The organism is Streptomyces sp. NPDC046866 (assembly GCF_040704625.1).
Lineage (GTDB): Bacteria > Actinomycetota > Actinomycetes > Streptomycetales > Streptomycetaceae > Streptomyces.
In genome coordinates this window covers 53,321-70,372 of record NZ_JBEYXN010000018.1, presented here as the reverse complement: position 1 = coordinate 70,372, position 17,052 = coordinate 53,321, and the positions used below count along the sequence as shown (strand labels likewise).

Genomic DNA, 17,052 nt, shown 5'->3' with positions numbered 1-17,052 from the left:
GACGGGCCGGGGCCGGTGCGGCTACGCCTGTTCCACGTGCAGCAGCATCCGCTTCAGCAGGGCGGAGAGGGCGGCGCGCTCGGCGCCGTCCAGGGGCGCGATCATCTCGGCCTCGGCTATGCCGCGCCAGCGCATGGCCTCGATCCAGCGCCGGTGGCCCTCCTCGGTGAGCTCGACGTCGACCCGGCGGCGGTCCCCCGCCGCGCGCACGCGGCGGATCAGCCCGGACTTCTCCAGGGTGTCGAGGCGGCCGGTCATCCCGGCCGGAGAGAGCAGCAGTTCGGCGGCGAGCTCGGCCGACGGGGCCCGCCAGGGCGTGCCGCGGGAGGCGAGGCGGTGCATGGTCTCGAACTCGAACTCCTGGAGCCCGGTCTCGGCCAGGGCCCGGTCCTTGCCGTACTTGACGTGCTTGGCCAGCAGCTGGATCCGGGTGATGACCTGCTCGGTGGGCACGTCGAAGGGCACCTTGCCGCTCCAGCGGGCGATGTGCCGGTCGACCGAGTCCTCGGGGTCCAGTGCGTCCATGCGGGAAGTATCGCACCCGGCACCAGATATTTCGTTGACGAATGATTCGCCAGCGAAATACCCTCACCGGCATGACCTCGCCGATCCGGCGGCTGCTCCTCGGCCGCACCTTCGCCGCGCTCGCCTCCGCCCTCATCCCCACCACCCTCACCCTCGCCGTCGTCCGCACCGGCTCCGCCGGGGACCTGGGCCTCGTGCTCGCGAGCGAGCTGCTGCCGATGCTGCTCCTGCTGCCCGTCGCCGGCGTCGCCGCGGACCGCTTCCCCGCCCGGCGGGTGGTGCTCGCCGCCGACCTGGTGCGCGCGGCCGCGCAGGCCGCGACCGGGCTCCTGCTGCTGGCCGGCCCGGTGCACACCGGCGCGCTCGCGGTGCTGGCCGCGCTCACCGGCGCCGGCGTCGCCTTCGGCAACCCCTCGGCACGCACGCTCGTCGCCGCCGTCGTCCCGGCACCGGACCGGCTGAAGGTCAACGCCCGGCTCGGGGTGGCCGGCGGGCTCGCCCAGATCGCGGGCCCGGCCGCCGCGGGCTCGATGATGCTGGTCCTGGGCGCCGGCTGGTCCTCCCTGCTCACCGCCGCCCTGTTCGCCGGCTCCGCACTCACCCTCGGCGGGCTGCGCACCGCCCCCGCGCCGGACGGCCGCGTCCGGGCCGGCTTCGGCGCCGAACTGCGCGACGGCTGGGCCGAGGCGCGGCGCCACCCCTGGTTCCTGGCGAACGTGCTCGCCCACGGGGTCTGGCACCTGGCGGCCGGACTGCTGCTGACCCTCGGACCGCTGATCGCCGTCGAGAGCCTGGGCGGGGCGACCTCCTGGGTGCTCGTGGCCCAGGTCGGCACGGCCGGGCTGCTCGCCGGGGTCTGGGCGGCCGGCCGGCTGCCGATCCGCCGCCCGCTGCACGGCGTGGCCGTCGGGGCGGCGGCGCAGGCCCTGCCGCTCGCCGCCTTCGCCCTGCGGCTGCCGCTGGCGGTGACGGCGGGCGCGTACTTCGCCGCGATGTTCGGCCTCGGGGTGCTCAGCCCGCTGTGGGAGACCGAGATGCAGCGCCGGATCCCGCTGGAGGCGCTCGGCCGGGTCGGCTCCTTCGACACCCTCATCTCCTTCGCCGCCCGCCCGCTCGGCCTCGCGGTGGCCGCGCCGCTCGCCGCGGTGACCGGGACCACGGCCCCGCTGCTGGTCGCGGCCGTCCTCAGCGCCGCCGCCAACCTCGGCGTGCTGCTGCTCTCGGACGTCCGCCGGCAACCGGAGCGGGAGCCCGCCCCCGCCCTGCGATGATGTGGCCTTCGTACACACGTGCATCACCCGTGCGCGTGTGCCCTCGTACGGATCAGGGGTCGGGCATGGCGAGTGTCGGAGTCGCGCTGCGGGAGCTGCGCGGGGCGCAGAAGTCGGCCAAGGGGGTCTCGCTCTACTCGCGCTACGTCAACCGGCCGGCCGGGCGGTACCTGGCGGCCGCCTCGTACGGGCTCGGGCTGACCCCGAACCAGGTGACGCTGGTCAGCGCCGTCTTCAGCTTCGCCGCCGTGGCCGCCGTGGCCCTCGCCGCGCCCTCATGGGGGCTGGGGGCGGCGGTGTGGGCCGCGCTCGCCGTGGGCTTCGCCTTCGACTCCGCCGACGGGCAGCTGGCGCGGCTGCGCGGGGGAGGCAGTGCGGCCGGCGAGTGGCTGGACCACGTCGTGGACTGCGCCAAGCTGACCGCCCTGCACACCTGCGTGCTGATCGCCTTCCACCGCTTCCCCGAGGCGTACGGGACGGGCTCGGACGGCTGGCTGCTGGTGCCGCTGGGCTTCCAGTTCGCCGCGGTCGTCAGCTTCTTCGGGGGGCTGCTGACCGAGAAGCTCAAGGCCAGGCCCGCCCCGGGGAGCCCGGCCGCCGCACCGTCGACGCTGCGGGCGGTGGCGCTGCTGCCGGTGGACTACGGGGTGTTCTGCCTGGTGTTCCTGCTGCTGGGCGGCGGCGCGCTGTTCCGCTGGGCGTACGCGGGGCTGGGGGCGGTCGCCGCGCTGTTCCTGGCGGCGTTCCTCGTGAAGTGGTTCCGGGAGCTCAGCGCCGTTCAGCGGTGAGCGGCTGCTCCGCCGGCGGCGCGGCCAGTGCGTCCAGCGCCCGGCGCAGCTGGGTGCTGGAGGTGTGCACGGTGTAGGGGAAGTAGACGACGTCGACGCCGACGGCGGCGAAGTCCCGCTCCAGCTTGTCGCCCTTGGGGGTGCCCCGCCAGTCGTCGCCCTTGAAGATGACGTCGAAGCGGACCTGCTTCCAGGTCTCCACCTTGTCGGGGACCGTCTCGACGAACGCGGCGTCGACGTACTTCACGCTGCGGACGATCTCCAGCCGCTCCACGAGCGGGATCATCGGGCGCCGCCCCTTGGCGAGTTCGGCCATCTCGTCGGAGACGACCCCGGCCACCAGGTAGTCGCACTGGCTGCGGGCGTGCCGAAGGATGTTGAGGTGCCCGATGTGGAACAGGTCGTAGGCGCCGGGCGCATAGCCCACCCGGTACGGTCTGCGCGGCCGCGCGGCGAGCTCGGTCAAGTCCCGCTCCGTCATGTGTTACCCCCCAGCAACCACACCCCCCGGTGTGGTGGATTAGCAGACAATAGCGTGCACGTTCACCGGCGTGCCGGTGAACGCATAGGGTGACGTGCGCATCATCCTGGGGAGAAGGGGACCTCACGTGTCCACATCCGGCCACCGGCGCTTGTTGCTGGTTTCCACCAATTACGCTCCCGAGCACGCGGGGATCGGCCCGTACGCCACCCAGATCGCGGAGCACTGGGCGGAACTCGGCCATGAGACGCACGTCCTCGCCGGCATGCCGCACTACCCGTCGTGGTCGCTGGAGCCGGAGTACAAGGGGGCGCTGCGGCGCACGGAACGGCGCGCGGGGGTCATCGTGCACCGGCGTGCGCACACCGTGCCGCCCCGTCAGACCGCCGTGAAGCGCGCCCTGTTCGAAGGATCGATTCTGCTGCACGGCGCCGTGGCACCGCCCCGGATGCGGCGCCCCCACGCGGTCATGGCCCAGATGCCCAGCCTGGCCGGCGGCGTGCTCGCCGCCCGCCTCGCGGCCCGGTGGAAGGTGCCCTTCATCCCGGTCGTCCAGGACCTGATGGGCGCCGCGGCCGCGCAGAGCGGCATCAGCGGCGGGGACAAGGCGGCCGCGATCGCCGGGCGCGCGGAGGCCTACGCCCTCAAGCGGGCCGCGCTCGTCGGCGTCATCCACGAGACCTTCGTCGACCGCGTCGTCGGCATGGGCGTGGACCCCGAGCGCATCCGCCTGGTGCCCAACTGGTCCCACGTGCCCCAGCCGACGCGGCCGCGCGGCGAGACCCGGCGCCACCTCGGCTGGGCGCCCGGCCAGACCGTCGTGCTGCACTCCGGGAACATGGGCCTCAAGCAGGGCCTGGAGGTGCTCGTCGGCGCCGCCCGGCTCGACCCGGCCGTCCGCTTCGTCCTCATGGGCGACGGCAGCCAGCGCGCGGCGCTCGAGTCCCTGTCCGCGGACGTGCCCAACCTGGACATCATCCCCCCTGCCGCCGACGCAGAGTTCCCGGATATCCTCGCCGCGGCGGACGTCCTCGCCGTGACGCAGCACGCGGCCGTGCTCGACATGAGCGTGCCGTCCAAGCTGACTTCCTACTTCCAGGCCGGCCGGCCCGTCGTCGCCTCCGTCGCGGCGGAGGGCGGCACCGCCCAGGAGGTGGAGCGTTCGGGCGCGGGGGTGCTCGTACCGCCGGAGGACCCCGAGGCCCTGCTGAAGGCCGTGCGGATCCTGGCCGAGGACCCCGAGGGCGCGGACGCGCTGGGGGCGGCCGGGCCCCGCCACGTGGCGGCCCACCTGAGCCGCGACGCGGGCCTGGCCCGGATCGACGCACTGATAGACGAAGCACTTGGGGGTCCGCAGCCGTGATCGAGACGAACCGCCCCGCAGCGGTCCCGGCCGAGGACGAACCCGACCTCCTCAGGGACCAGTTCCGCCAGCTCCTGCGCTACCGCCGGCTCCTCGGCGCGGGCATCGGAATCGGCCTGCTGGGCGGTGTCTACCTCGGCATCGACACGGCCGACACCTATGTCGCGACCGCGGACGTCGTGCTGCGCGCGCCCACCGACGACCCGTTCAACCCGAGCCTGGCCCCCGACAAGGCCATCAACATCGGCTCGGAGCGGCAGGTCGCCCTCTCCCGCTCCATAGCCGAGGAGGCCGCCAAGAAGCTCGGCGTCCCCGCCAAGGGCCTCGCCGGACTGCGCAGCGGCCTCCAGGTCACCAACCCGCCCCAGACCATGGTGCTCCGCTTCACCTACACCGCCTCCTCGCCCGGGGAGGCCGCGAAGCGCGCCAACGCGATGACCGACGCCTACCTGCTCAAGCGGCAGGAGTCCCTCGACGTCACCCGCGACAAGATGGTCAAGGGCTACCAGGACCAGCGCGACCCGGTCGCCAAGAACCTCGACGAACTGGTCAAGCAGATCAACGCGATGCCGGCCGGTCCGGCGCGCGACGCCGCGTACAACTCCAAGACCGACCTCCAGGGGAAGGTCAACACGCTCAACAGCAACATCGCCAAGCTCCAGGCCCTGGACATGACCCCGGGCCGGGTCACCAGCGCCGCCACCCCGCCGAGCCACGCGGACGGCCCGGGCATTCCCATGTCGCTCGCGCTCGGTGCGGCCGTAGGCCTCGCGCTCGGCCTGCTCGCCGCCTGGGTCCGGCTCGTCTTCGACCCCGCCCCGCGCTCCGAGGGCGACGTCGCCCGGGCCCTGCGCGCCCCGGTGCTCGGCTCACTGCCGCGGGACAAGAGCGCCGGCGGGCCGCTGCTCGCGGCCGGCGAGGAGGACCCGCGGCTCGCCGAGGAGTTCCGCTCGGTCGCCTTCCGGCTCGCCTACGACTCCCGCTTCGCCGACCGGCGCCGGCTGCTCGTGGTGGCCCCGCGCGGCAGCAGCGAGATCGCCGCCGCCGTGGCCGTGAACCTGGCCGCCTCCTTCGCGGAGACGGGCAAGGACGTGCTGCTCATCGAGGCCGACCTGCGCACGCCGGTGCTGGCCAGCCAGCTGCCCACCGATGCCGGCGGGCGGCCGCGGTGGAGCCGTACGGCGGGGGCCGCGGGGGGCGAGGGCCCGGCGGCGGGTGCCCCCGGCGGCGAGTCCGACTGGCCGGACGGGCGCCAGCTCGTCGTGGACGCCGGGGAGTCCGGGGCCTTCGACCTGATCCCCGGCGACCGGGTGCGCAACGTGGCCCGCGCGCTGACCTCGCCGCGCGCCACCCGGCTGATCTCCGAGGCCGACTCCCCCAACTCCACCGTGGTGGTGCTCGCCCCGCCGGTGCTCTCGTACGCCGACGCGCTCGCGCTCGTCGACCGCGTCGACGGCGTCCTCGTCGTCTGCGACCCGCGCGCCGTGCACCGCACCGACCTGTCGCGGATCCGCGAGCTGATCACCGGCGCCGGGGGCACGGTGCTGGGCGCCGTGGTGCACGGGCCGCTGCCGGGCGAGAAGGCGGGCCGCGGCAAGGGCGGGGGCCGGGGCAAGGGCAAGGGCGGTCCCGCCGGTCCCGCCGGCCCGGCCGCGCGGCCCGAGACGCACCGCCAGGCCGCGCAGCAGCAGCCGCCGCACCCGCACGTACCGGGCGACGGCACCGACACCGTCGCGCTGCGCACGGTCCGCACGGGCCGCAGGTGAGCCGGCGCGGTCTCGGCGCCGTCGCCTCGGTCCTGGACCAGGCCGCCTCCAGCGCCACCAACATCCTGGTGCTGGTGCTGGCCGCCCGGCTGTCCACGGCCGCCGGGTTCGCCGACTTCTCGATGGTCTACGTGACCTTCAGCGTGCTGCTCGGGCTGAACATGGCGTACGTCGGGCAGACGGTGGTGCTGGAGAAGGACGCGACGCGGCTGGGCGGGGTGTGCCGCTCGGGGCTCGCCTTCACCGCGGCCGCCTCGGCCGCGGTCGGGGCCGTACTGGCCGTCGTGGGCCTCGGGCTGCCCGGGGCCGGGGGCTGGGCCTTCCTCGCGCTCGGGCTCGTACTGCCGCTGGTGCTCGTCCAGGACGGGCTGCGGTACTGCTTCTCCGCGCTGCGCCGGCCCGAGCGGGCGCTGGCCGCCGATGCGCTGCGGCTGGCGTGCGTGGTCGCTGCGCTCGCGGTGCAGCCCGAAGGGGCCGCGCCCGCGCGGCTGGTGCTGGTGTGGGGCGTCTCCGCGGCGCCCGCGCTGGCGCTGGGCCTGGTACTGCTGCGGCCGTACGTGCGCGGGGCGCGGGCCGAGCTGACGCCGTACCTGCGGCGCGGGCACCTCGGGCAGCGGTTCGTGGTGGAGTTCGCCGTCGGCAACGGCTCCAGCCAGCTGGCCGTGCTCGGGCTCGGCGTCTTCGCGACCCCGCTCGCGGTCGGTGCGCTGCGCGGTGCCAGCACGGTGTTCGGGCCGCTGAACGTGCTGTTCAACTCGGCGAACGCGTTCGGGCCGCCGGTGGTGGGGCGCGCCTTCGGCAAGCGGGGGGTCGTCCGGCTGACGGCCGCGATGGGCGCGGCGCTGGCGGTGCTCGCCGGGGTCTGGGCGGTGGTGCTCCACGCGCTGCCGGCGGGGGCGGGGCGGGCCCTGCTCGGTGAGACGTGGGGCGCGGTGGCGGCGCTGCTGCCGGCCACGGGCGCGCAGTACGCGGTGATGGGCCTGGGCACGTGCGCCCTGCTCACCCTGCGGGTGCTGGCCCCGAAGGCCACGCTCTCCCTCCAAGTCACGTTCTCGGTCCTGGCGGTGGCGCTCCTGCTGGGGGGATACGCCCTGTTCGGCGTGTCGGGCGGTGCGTGGGGGCTGGCCCTGGGCTCCGCCCTGAAGGCCGCCGCCGGGTGGGCCCGCGTCTCCCGCCTCCCCGCTGCCGCGGACCGGCCCGTGCCCTGAGGTCCCGCTGCGCGGAGCCTGCTCCCCGCCCCGCCCTTTCTCCGTATCCCGGGACGCAGCCCCGGCCCCCGCGCCTCAATCGCCGGCGAGGCTTCATCACCCCAGACCGCGGCTTCGCGGCGCCGCCGCAGCGGCCCCGCACCACGGGCCTCGATCGCCGGCGGGGCCCCAGCGGACGCGTCAGCGCAGGGTGGTGGAGCGGTCCGTGCGGTGGGTGGCTATCAGGGCCAGGCAGAGCGCCGCTATCGCCACGCGGCCCGAGGCCTGGAGCAGCGGGCCGCGCAGGAGGATGAACGAGTAGCCGGCCACCAGCGGCACGACCACCGAGATCAGGCTGCCCGAGGGCGAGCGGCGCGTCGCGCGGGTGGCGTAGCGGCGGTCGACGCGGGCGGAGGCGTAGCCCAGGCCCAGCAGGCCGGCGCCCATGCCCAGGGGGCCGAAGTCGATCCACAGTTCGGCCCAGACCGGGGACGAGAGGTTGGTGTTGACCGTGCCCATCCACTGGCCCACCATCACGCCCGTGTCCCGCGGCTTGCCCGGCCATACCGAGCGCGGGACCGCGAAGAGGACGGACCCCGCCAGCTGGCGGCCGTAGAAGTGGCCGGGGCCGGAGTTCGAGAAGGTGATGGTGTTGGCGAACATGCCGATCTGGTCGTAGTCCTTGAGAGCCAGCGGCTCCAGGAACGAGGTGGTCTCCACCGGCTTGTAGTTCTTCTCGTCGTAGCGGAAGCGGTCCGCGAAGGGGAAGACGAGCAGCGCGACCACCACGGCCATCGACAGCGCCACCCGGTACATCGCCGCGCTCACCGGGAAGACGGTGAACAGCATCGCGAACATGACCGTCAGGAACCAGTAGCGCGGGTTGGAGACCGGGTTGTTGACCACCAGGTTCAGCCCGCACAGCGCCGCCCAGGTGAGCAGCACCGACACCTTGCGGCGGGCGTACTTCGACGTGATCAGCCACCGCGTGTACAGCAGCCAGGCCAGCAGCGCCGGCACGGTGCCGAAGCCGCGCAGGAAGGCCTGGCCGGCCTGGCCGTCGCCGTTGGAGACGCCCGCCTCCTGGATGCCCGCGATGATCTCCTGCCGGCTGGAGAAGAACACCGCCGGCCCGCCGAGCTTGGCGATGAAGGCCGCGCTGCACAGGAAGGCGATGGCCGTGAGGAGTTGCAGCCGGCGCCGGTGCGCCATCAGGGGGCGGCGCTCCTTGCGGGAGCCCCCGGCGCGCCCGGCCGGGCGGTGGCGGGCGAGCAGGACGCCGACGTCGTACGCGGTGCAGCCGAGCAGCACCAGGGCGATGGCGACGGTGAGGTCGGAGCGGGGGCCGACCACCGGGGTCGGGACCCGGCCCAGGACGGCCTGGGCGAGCGGGGCCACGCCCATGGCCATGTACACGAACAGCCAGAAGGACCCCTGCAGCAGTTTGCGGCGGCTGGTCAGGACCATGGCCGACAGGCGGGCGCCCGCGTACATGGTGAGCAGCAGTTGGAGCCAGAACGCGGCGTCGCGCTGGCCGTCGCCGGACTGGCCGGCGACGAACAGCGGCAGGAAGACGGTGAATCCGAGGATCAGCGGGACGGACAGGGCGCGCGAGAGCAGGGTGCGGGGGGTGGTGACGCGGCCCCAGCGGTCGGGGTCCCCGCCGTCGGGCGGATCGGGCCGGAACGCTGCGGCGAGGGGCTTGCGTACGTCCGTTGCCACTGCTGCCCCCGCCCCTGTGCCTGATCCGCGCGCAGTCTAGTCTGAGCGGGCGGCCCCCGGGGAGGCGCGGCCGGGGGCGAACGACGAGGGGCGAGCGAGCGTTGCGTGATCTTCCTTCCTTCACGCTGGCCGGGTACGACAAGGGGCGCGGACTGCTGGTGCAGGCGCTCTGGTTCGCCGTGATGAACACGCTGTTCATGGCGTGGTTCTGCCCGGCCCGGCTGCGCGTGGCGCTGCTGCGCGCGTTCGGCGCGCGGATCGGCGAGGGCGTGCTGATCCGGCACCGGGTGCGGGTGCTGTGGCCGTGGAAGCTGACCGTCGGGGACCACACGTGGATCGGCGAGGGCGCCTGGCTGCTGAACCTGGAGCCGGTGGAGATCGGTTCCCACGTGTGCATCTCGCAGGAGGCCCTGCTGTGCACGGGCTCCCACGACCACCGGGCCGCCGACTTCCGCTACCGCAATGCGCCGATCACCGTCGAGGACGGGGCGTGGGTGGCGGTCCGGGCGACGGTGCTGGCCGGGGTGACGGTGGGCCGCTGCGCGGTGGCGGGGGCCGGCGCCGTGGTCCACAGAAACCTTCCTGCACTGACCCTCCAGACCGTGGACGGGCAGCGCCGCCCCGTCGAGGAGCCCCGGTGAGAGTCCTGCACGCGGTCACGCTGCACTCCCCCTCGAACGCGTTCGGCGGGCCGGTACGGGTCGCGCTCAACCTGGCGAAGGGGCTGCGGGCCCGCGGCCACGAGGCGGGCCTGCTGGCGCTCGGCGAGGGCTTCGGCGAGCCGTGGCCGACCGCCGTCGAAGGGGTCCCGGCGAAGCTGTTCCCGGCGCGCCGGCTGCTCCCGCTGGGCTTCAGCGGCATCACCTCCCCGGCCCTGCTGGCCTCGGCGGGCCGGCTCGTACGGGAGGCGGACGTGGTCCACGTCCACCTGGCCCGGGACCTGGTGACCCTGCCCGTGGCGCTGGCCGCGCTGCGGGCCGGGCGGCCTCTGGTGCTCCAGACCCACGGCATGGTGGACCCCAGCGGGAAGCTCCTGGCCAAGGTGCTCGACGCGGTGGCCGTCCGCCGGCTGCTGCGCGGCGCGGACGCCGTGCTGTACCTGACCCCGCACGAGCGCGAGGGCCTCGGCGCGGTCGTGGGCGCCCCGCTGCCCGGGGCGGTCAGGCTGGTCAACGGCACCCCGCCGGCGGACGGTGCGCGCCCGGCGCCGTCCGGCCCGCCGCGGATCCTCTACGCGGCGCGGCTCCAGGCCCGCAAGCGGCCGGTGGACTTCGTGGACGCGGCCCCGGCGGTGCTGGCGGCGCACCCCGACGCGGAGTTCGTCGTGGCCGGCCCCGACGAGGGCGAGCGGGCGGCGGTGCTGGCCCGGATCGCCGAACTGGGCCTGGCGGACCGCTTCACCGTCCCCGGCGCCCTGTCGGCCGAGGGGGTGCAGGAGGAACTGCGGCGGGCGCACGTGTACGTGCTGCCCTCGGTGGACGAGCCGTTCCCCATGTCCGTGCTGGAGGCCCTCGCGGTCGGCGTGCCGTCGGTGGTGACGCACTCCAACGGCCTGGCCGGCGACATCACCGCCGCCGGGGCCGGCCGGGCCGTCGAACCGGGGCCGACCGGAGTCGCCGCGGCCGTCCTGGAGCTCCTGGCCCCCGCGGCCAACGCGACCGCGTCCGCAGCGGCCCGCCGCCTGGCCGCGGAGTCCTTCTCGATGGACGCCGTCCTCGACACCCTGCTGCCGGTGTACGAGGCGGCGCTGAGCCGCCGCTGATTGCCCTGAGGGCATGGGCCGCATCGATACGGTGTGGCCCATGCCCACATCGCTGCTGGAAACCCCGCGAGAAGCAGCCAGGCTGGCCGCATCCCTGCTGCGTCCCCTGGGCGACCGCTGGCTGCACACCCAGGCAGTTGCAGAGCGGGCACGGGAGCTGTCCGGAGCCGTGCCGGAAGCGGAGAGGGGTCTGCTGGTCGCGGCCGCGTGGCTGCACGACATCGGCTACGCGCCGCCGCTCCTCGACAGCGGCTTTCATCCGCTCGACGGTGCACGGCACTTGGCTGCTCTCGACGCGCCCGCACGACTCGTACGGTTGGTAGCCCACCACTCGGGAGCCGCATACGAGGCCGAACAGCACGGTCTGTCGCTGGAACTCTCCCTGTACGAGCGAGAAGACTCGGCCCTCCTGGACGCACTGACCTGCGCCGACATGACGACAGGGCCGTCGGGGCAGCGGCTCGGCTTCGAGGAGCGCATCGCCGAGATCCTGGTCCGCTATGCACCGGGCAGCAAGGTCCACGCGGCGATCAGCGCGGCGGTCCCGTACCTGGCGGGAGCCGTCGCCCGCACCAGGACGAGGCTCGGCGGTCAGCCGATGTAAGGCTCGGAACGGGGTGTGAGTCCATGCTCGATGCGCAGCCGCATGGACGGATGGATCCGCATCCCGTCCAGGTCGTCCGGAGCCAGGAAGGCCACCGCTTTGCTCTCGCCGCTCGTACGAGGTTCCCCTCCCACGATGCGGGCCGAGAAGCAGATCGAGAACTGCTGACGGACCTCCCCGTCGTCATAGGCGATGACATGCCGCGGGTTGGTGTAGAGACCGACCAAGCCGGTCACCTCCACGTCGAACCCCGTCTCTTCTCGCGTCTCCCGTACGGCGGCATCGGCGACGGACTCCCCGGTGTCCACGCCCCCTCCGGGCAATGCCCACAGGTCGTTGTCGCTCCTGTGGATCAGCAGGACCCGGCCATCGCCGTCGAGCGCCACGACGGTCACGGACGGAACGATGCTGTTCGCCTCGGGCGCGTTCGGGTCGTTGAAGTAGTCCACTCGGGCCATGGCTCCAGCCTAGGCTGCGGTGCCCCGTTCCCAGGCGTAGTCGAAGCTCTTCATGTAGTGCCTGAAGCTCCGGCCGCCCGGGACGTAGCGAAAGTGCAGGACCGGGTTCTGGCCTGCGGGCGCACCGAGCACATGCGGGTTGACGAGTACGTCGTCGTCAAATCGGTAGAGGGAGTTGTAGAGAATGGTTTCGTGCAGCCGGACCTCTACTCCCGGGGTCGTCATGGCCGGTTCGAGGTAGCGCCGTGTCATGCGGGACCGGGCGGCGAGGTCCGCACCGATCCCCTCTTCCTCGCCTCGCTGCCGGATCACCTCGGAGGCGGGATCCCCGAGAAGGATGCGCACCTGGGCACCCGCCCGCGCCTTCCGGGAGAGTCGCTCCGCGAGCTCCGGATGGCCGTCGAACAGGAACAGGCCCGCATAGACGAGCACTTCAATGTGGCTGACGGCATTGTCGATCAATGACGACCACAGGTCTGCCGGCACGACGCCCCGGTGCGGGTAGTAGGTGACCAGCTCGGACGCACTCGCCGTCTCGGCCTGCCGGGCAACCGCCGGCCAGAGGTAGACCTCGTCCACGCCGAGAAATGTCGCGGCCTTCCACCGGTGGGAGCGGTGCGGCGTGCGGCCGGTCGTGATCCATCGCTCCACCGTCTTGGGATCCACCCCGACCTGTGCGGCGACCGACTGGATGGTGGCGGCGTTCGCCGAAATCGAGGCGCGCAGGCGCTCGTTCGCCATGGAACCGGCCTTCCCTGGGACGCTGGGACGTTTAACCGTAGTTCCAGACGTCCCCACACGTCCACACAGACCGTGATGCGTCCACTACACACCGCGGTTACCTGCTGAGTGTTCGGACACTGTCCGGCTCCCCACTCTCCAGGAGGCTGAACCATGAGTCACACGCATACGGGCGGCCGTCGTCGGGTCGTGCTGCCCGAACCCCCGTCAGGCCCGAGCCCGCGCCTGCTCGCTGCTGCCGCACGCGGTTGGGCGCGGTTCCCCCCAGCGGCGGACACCCGTTCGCGCAGCGCGCAGGAGGCCCGGTGAACAGTCCCGATTCGTTCGGGCACGAGCCTCACCCGTGGCTCGGCCGAGCCGTGCAGGACATCCCGTCCAAGGGGACGGGCCGGTTGATGGCCGTCGTTCACGAGAAAGTACGCAACCACGAAGGGCAGGAGCGCTGGGTGCGGCTCGCCTACATCCGGCCCGCCTCTGGAATCGAGTGGTCCACGGCCGTCTGCAACATCTCGCTCCTCCCGTAGCCGGAGCGAACGCGAAAGCCCGTGCGGCGGCGTCTGCCCAGGCGGACCGACGGACGGAGTCCGGCGCAGCGACGCGAAGCCGGAGAGGCGCCCCGGCGCCGAGCCGCGCGAGTGGCGCGTCGAGGAGCGGTCGAGGGCGAGCGGGCGGCGGTGCTGGCCCGGATCGCCGAACTGGGCCTGGCGGACCGCTTCACCGTCCCCGGCGCCCTGTCGGCCGAGGGGGTGCAGGAGGAACTGCGGCGGGCGCACGTGTACGTGCTGCCCTCGGTGGACGAGCCGTTCCCCATGTCCGTGCTGGAGGCCCTCGCGGTCGGCGTGCCGTCGGTGGTGACGCACTCCAACGGCCTGGCCGGCGACATCACCGCCGCCGGGGCCGGCCGGGCCGTCGAACCGGGGCCGACCGGAGTCGCCGCGGCCGTCCTGGAGCTCCTGGCCCCCGCGGCCAACGCGACCGCGTCCGCAGCGGCCCGCCGCCTGGCCGCGGAGTCCTTCTCGATGGACACCGTCCTCGACACCCTGCTGCCGGTGTACGAGGCGGCGCTGAGCCGCCGCTGAACCGGGCGTTGTCGGTGGGGCGCCGTAGCCTCGGTCCATGGGGATCTACGTGGTCGACGTGGCGGCCGAGGACTGGGCCGCCGGCGAGGTCCGCGGGCCGCTCGCGGCCGCGCTCGACGAGGAGTTGGCGCGGCGGGGGCTCGGCGGGTTCACGCCGCCGGCGCGAGGGGCGCGGGGTGCGGACCGGCCGCCGGTCCGGCCGCGGTGGTCGGCGCCGCGGGCGCGGCGCCGTGCCGGGGGCGGCGGGGCTGATGTTGCCCCTTCGCGCTTCGAGGAGAAGGTGAACCGGCCGTACGACGCCTTCGAGGCGCTGTGCCGGGAGCGGCCCGACGGGCAGCGGTGCCACGACGCGCTGCTCGACTGGGAGGTGTTGATACCCGTCGACTTCGACGGCGTGCTCGTCCTGCCCGTCTCCGCCGAGCTCGGCGGGGGCCCGGCCCGGGTCCGCAGCGCGCACCGCGCCGCCGAGGCGGGCCGGCGGCTGGCCGCCGCGATCGGCCTGCCGGATGCGGTGCCGCGGGACGGCGGCAGCCTGGCCCTCACGAACTGGTTCTCCGGGCCGGCCGTGCGGGAGGCCGCGGAGCGGTGGCCGGGGCCGTGGGCCGAGCAGCGGGACGCGGCGTACTTCACCGCCCTCTACCTGGGTGCTGCCGAGCACGGCCTGCGCCGCGGCTGCCCCATCGCCTACGGCTGACGCCGCGGTTGTGGTCGCGGGCGTGGTGTGGGGTGCGGCCTGCCCCGGCTCCTCCGGGACTGGCGGCGGGTCGGCCGTGCCCGCTGCGCGGAGCGTTCCCCCGCCCCGGCCCTGCCCGAAACCGGGGCCTGCGCCCCGGCCCCGCCGGTGCCCGGGCTCCGGGTGCCGTTCCGGGCGCTCCGCGCCCGGCGCGCTCAAACGCCGCGCGGACCCGCGCACCCAGCCACTCCGGCGATTGAGGCGCGGGGGCTGCGGCGGAGCCCCGGGAGAACCGGTTGGCCGCTCGGCAGAATGGGCGGCATGACCAGTGACAGCAGTGGCGACGCGGCGACGCGGCAGGCCTGGGTGGCCTTGGGCGGGGCGGCCGCAGCGGTCGAGCGGGTGGCGTACGCGGGGAGCGGGGTGCTCGGCGGGGGGCGGCTGCCCGTGCGGGAGTTGGCCCGGGCGACGGTCGGGGTGTGCTCTCTGGCCGCCGCCGAGCTGGCGGCCGTACGGGCCGGCCGGTCCGCGGAGGACCTGCCCCGGCTGGTGGTCGACGAGGGGGCCGTGTCGACGGCGTTCGTCAGCGAGCGGCACCTTCGGGTGCAGGGGCGGGCCCCGGTGAGCTTCGCGCCGCTGTCGGGGTTCTGGCGCACCCGCGACGGCTGGCTGCGTACGCATGCCAACTATCCGCATCACCGGGCCGCGCTGGAGCGGGCGCTCGGCGCGGCCGGCGGGGAGCTGACCCCTGACGTTCTGCGGGCGGAGCTCGCCGGGCGGGCCGCGGTCGAGGTGCAGGAGGCGGTGTACGCGGCGGGCGGACTGGCCGTGGCGGTGGCGGACGGGTTCGGGGCGCCGCAACCGCTGGTGGAGGCCCGGGAGACCGGCGGGCGCGGACGGGCGCTGGGCGCGGGCTCACTGCCCGCCTCGGGGGTGCGGGTGCTCGACCTGACCCGCGTCATCGCCGGCCCGGTGGCCACGCGGACGCTCGGGCTGCTCGGCGCCGACGTCCTGCGGGTGGATCCGCCCCGGCTGCCGGAGGCGGACGACGCGCACGCGGACACCGGCTTCGGGAAGCGCTCGGCGCGGCTGGACCTCGCCGCGCGGGCGGACCGGGAGGTGTTCCGGGAACTGCTGGCCGGGGCCGACGTCGTGGTCTCGGGCTACCGGCCGGGGGCGCTGGACCGGTTCGGGCTGGCCGCCGAGGAGATGGTCGCGGAGCGGCCGGGTCTGGTCGTGGCGCAGGTCTGCGCCTGGGGGTGGCACGGTCCGTGGGCGGGGCGGCGCGGCTTCGACTCGCTGGTGCAGGCCGGGTACGGGATCGCGGCCGCCGAGGCCGGGCCCGACGGTGCACCCGGGGTGCTGCCCGCGCAGGCGCTGGACCACGGCACCGGCTATCTGCTGGCCGGCGGGGTGCTGCGGGCGCTGGCGGAGGGGGGTGGGCGAGTGCTCCGGTTTTCGCTGGCGGGGACGGCCTCCTGGCTGGTTCGCGACATCCCGCCGGGGGAGGGCGGCGAGGGGGCTGCGACCGCCGGGGCTTCCGGTGCGCATGACGCCGAGCGGTGGCTGCGGGAGGCGGACTCGGGGTACGGGAGGCTGCGCCATGCCGTCCCGCCGCTGGCGGTGGGCCCGGCCACGTGGCCGACCGGGCCATCCCGCTGGGGCACGGACCCGGCCCGCTGGCTCCCGGCCTGACGGCCGGGCGTTCCGGTCCCCCACCCCGCCCCTTCTCCCCCAGCTGCCGCTGGGAGGTGCCCCCAGAAACCGGGGCTCCGCCTCCGCACCCCGTCCGCCTCAAGGGCCGGCGGGGCTGCAAGATCGAGGCTCCGCCCCGGGCCCCGCGCCTCAAACGCCGGCGAGGCTGGAGGACCCGGGGGGCTGGAGGGCCGGCGGGGCTGGATTGCCGGAAGGCCGTCGGGGGCGTTCGGGGTGGGGCTTACGCCGGGAGCCAGGCGTAGCAGCCCGTCGAGGTGAATTCCGTGGCGCCCGACGGGATCACGGCCGTGATCCGGTCTCCCGGCTTCGGGGTGGTTTCCGGGCCCGCGGCCAGGACCGCGCCGTCCTTGCCCTTGGCCTCCCACGTGCAGGCGGTGCTCTGGGTCAGGGCCCGGTAGCTGCCGGGCGCGGGGGCCGGGCGGCTGCCGTCGGGGAAGCCCTTGGCGGCCGCGTCCAGGATCGGCTTCTGCTCCGGGCACAGGTACGGGATGGCGTCCTTCGCGCCCGGGATCTCCCCGGCGATGACGGCTCCGGTCGCCGCGTCCTTGTCCCGCTTGGCCGTGCGCTCCACCCGCTGGCAGGACTCCTGCCCGGCCTGCAGGACCGCCGCCGGGTCCGTCTTCTCCGGGACGCGCCCGCTGAGGTACTGCTTCTCGTTCGGCTTGAAGCTGCCCGTCTTCGGGGTGAGCTTCGCGTCCGGGAGCACGGGCTGCGTCGGCTTGGCCCCGGGCTGTGCGGGCGCCGCGGAGGCGTCCGCCGGGTCGGGGACGGAGGAGGCGGCCGGCGGCTTCGGCTTGGCCGCGGAGTCGTCGGACGGGCCGCCGCCCGAGCTGCAGGCGGTGAGGGTCAGGGCGGCGGCCAGCAGGACGGCGGCCGCGGTGGGGCGTCGGTACATCAGTGGGGCTCCCGTACGGGC

General features: G+C 74.7%; 18 protein-coding genes. 12 read left to right on the top strand and 6 right to left on the bottom strand.

Going from position 1 to position 17,052, the window contains the following annotated elements; all coding sequences use genetic code 11:
* Positions 1 to 21: 21 nt before the first annotated feature.
* Entirely contained in the window at positions 22 to 525 is a 504-nt protein-coding gene (locus AB0953_RS24220; RefSeq protein WP_366861645.1) for a MarR family transcriptional regulator, read from the bottom strand.
* 71 nt (positions 526 to 596) lie between these two features.
* On the opposite strand from AB0953_RS24220, the gene AB0953_RS24215 reads away from it, so the two are divergent.
* Together AB0953_RS24215 and AB0953_RS24210 are read left to right on the top strand one after the other, a co-directional pair.
* Positions 597 to 1,796 carry an MFS transporter gene (locus AB0953_RS24215; RefSeq protein ID WP_366861644.1) on the top strand — a complete coding sequence of 400 codons (1,200 nt, stop codon included), beginning with the start codon at positions 597 to 599 and terminating at the stop codon, positions 1,794 to 1,796.
* Between the two features lie 65 nt (positions 1,797 to 1,861).
* A complete protein-coding gene (locus AB0953_RS24210; protein ID WP_366861643.1) occupies positions 1,862 to 2,584 on the top strand; it encodes a CDP-alcohol phosphatidyltransferase family protein in 723 nt (240 codons plus the stop codon).
* On the opposite strand, the gene AB0953_RS24205 is transcribed toward AB0953_RS24210, so the two are convergent.
* Entirely contained in the window at positions 2,565 to 3,050 is a 486-nt protein-coding gene (locus AB0953_RS24205) for an adenylyltransferase/cytidyltransferase family protein (RefSeq protein WP_366861642.1), read from the bottom strand. The genes AB0953_RS24210 and AB0953_RS24205 overlap by 20 nt on opposite strands.
* 172 nt (positions 3,051 to 3,222) lie before the next feature.
* On the opposite strand from AB0953_RS24205, the gene AB0953_RS24200 reads away from it, so the two are divergent.
* From AB0953_RS24200 to AB0953_RS24190, 3 genes are read left to right on the top strand one after another with little or no spacing between them, the layout of a single operon-like run.
* Complete coding sequence (locus AB0953_RS24200) at positions 3,223 to 4,428, top strand: glycosyltransferase family 4 protein (RefSeq protein WP_366861725.1); 1,206 nt, start codon at positions 3,223 to 3,225, stop codon at positions 4,426 to 4,428.
* Complete coding sequence (locus AB0953_RS24195; RefSeq protein ID WP_366861641.1) at positions 4,425 to 6,194, top strand: lipopolysaccharide biosynthesis protein; 1,770 nt, start codon at positions 4,425 to 4,427, stop codon at positions 6,192 to 6,194. The genes AB0953_RS24200 and AB0953_RS24195 overlap by 4 nt, the downstream gene beginning before the upstream one ends.
* Complete coding sequence (locus AB0953_RS24190) at positions 6,191 to 7,402, top strand: hypothetical protein (protein ID WP_366861640.1); 1,212 nt, start codon at positions 6,191 to 6,193, stop codon at positions 7,400 to 7,402. Before AB0953_RS24195 ends, AB0953_RS24190 begins: the two co-directional genes overlap by 4 nt.
* A gap of 180 nt (positions 7,403 to 7,582) precedes the next feature.
* Here AB0953_RS24190 and AB0953_RS24185 read toward each other — a convergent pair whose 3' ends face one another.
* A complete protein-coding gene (locus tag AB0953_RS24185; protein ID WP_366861724.1) occupies positions 7,583 to 9,001 on the bottom strand; it encodes a hypothetical protein in 1,419 nt (472 codons plus the stop codon).
* Positions 9,002 to 9,204: 203 nt separating this feature from the next.
* Here AB0953_RS24185 and AB0953_RS24180 point away from each other — a divergent pair, with 203 nt between their 5' ends.
* The 3 genes from AB0953_RS24180 to AB0953_RS24170 are packed head-to-tail and all read left to right on the top strand — an operon-like array spanning position 9,205 to position 11,469.
* Positions 9,205 to 9,744 carry a WcaF family extracellular polysaccharide biosynthesis acetyltransferase gene (locus AB0953_RS24180; protein WP_366861639.1) on the top strand — a complete coding sequence of 180 codons (540 nt, stop codon included), beginning with the start codon at positions 9,205 to 9,207 and terminating at the stop codon, positions 9,742 to 9,744.
* A complete protein-coding gene (locus AB0953_RS24175) occupies positions 9,741 to 10,865 on the top strand; it encodes a glycosyltransferase (RefSeq protein WP_366861638.1) in 1,125 nt (374 codons plus the stop codon). The genes AB0953_RS24180 and AB0953_RS24175 overlap by 4 nt, the downstream gene beginning before the upstream one ends.
* A 40-nt stretch (positions 10,866 to 10,905) precedes the next feature.
* Entirely contained in the window at positions 10,906 to 11,469 is a 564-nt protein-coding gene (locus tag AB0953_RS24170) for an HD domain-containing protein (protein ID WP_366861637.1), read from the top strand.
* On the opposite strand, the gene AB0953_RS24165 is transcribed toward AB0953_RS24170, so the two are convergent.
* Together AB0953_RS24165 and AB0953_RS24160 are read right to left on the bottom strand one after the other, a co-directional pair.
* On the bottom strand, positions 11,457 to 11,927 hold the full coding sequence (locus AB0953_RS24165; RefSeq protein ID WP_366861636.1) for an NUDIX domain-containing protein: 471 nt from the start codon (positions 11,925 to 11,927) through the stop codon (positions 11,457 to 11,459). The genes AB0953_RS24170 and AB0953_RS24165 overlap by 13 nt on opposite strands.
* Positions 11,928 to 11,936: 9 nt before the next feature.
* Positions 11,937 to 12,668, bottom strand: a complete 732-nt coding sequence (locus AB0953_RS24160) for an XRE family transcriptional regulator (RefSeq protein WP_366861635.1) — start codon at positions 12,666 to 12,668, stop codon at positions 11,937 to 11,939.
* Between the two features lie 305 nt (positions 12,669 to 12,973).
* Here AB0953_RS24160 and AB0953_RS24155 point away from each other — a divergent pair, with 305 nt between their 5' ends.
* The 4 genes from AB0953_RS24155 to AB0953_RS24140 all read left to right on the top strand — a co-directional run bounded on the left by AB0953_RS24155 (position 12,974) and on the right by AB0953_RS24140 (position 16,115).
* Positions 12,974 to 13,192 carry a hypothetical protein gene (locus AB0953_RS24155; protein WP_366861634.1) on the top strand — a complete coding sequence of 73 codons (219 nt, stop codon included), beginning with the start codon at positions 12,974 to 12,976 and terminating at the stop codon, positions 13,190 to 13,192.
* Between the two features lie 21 nt (positions 13,193 to 13,213).
* Entirely contained in the window at positions 13,214 to 13,747 is a 534-nt protein-coding gene (locus AB0953_RS24150) for a glycosyltransferase (RefSeq protein WP_366861633.1), read from the top strand.
* 37 nt (positions 13,748 to 13,784) lie between these two features.
* Positions 13,785 to 14,441 carry a hypothetical protein gene (locus AB0953_RS24145; RefSeq protein WP_366861632.1) on the top strand — a complete coding sequence of 219 codons (657 nt, stop codon included), beginning with the start codon at positions 13,785 to 13,787 and terminating at the stop codon, positions 14,439 to 14,441.
* Positions 14,442 to 14,741: 300 nt separating this feature from the next.
* Entirely contained in the window at positions 14,742 to 16,115 is a 1,374-nt protein-coding gene (locus AB0953_RS24140; protein WP_366861630.1) for a CoA transferase, read from the top strand.
* Between the two features lie 241 nt (positions 16,116 to 16,356).
* Here the strand turns inward: AB0953_RS24140 and AB0953_RS24135 are convergent, their stop codons facing one another.
* A complete protein-coding gene (locus tag AB0953_RS24135) occupies positions 16,357 to 17,031 on the bottom strand; it encodes a hypothetical protein (RefSeq protein WP_366861629.1) in 675 nt (224 codons plus the stop codon).
* Positions 17,032 to 17,052 lie beyond the last annotated feature (21 nt).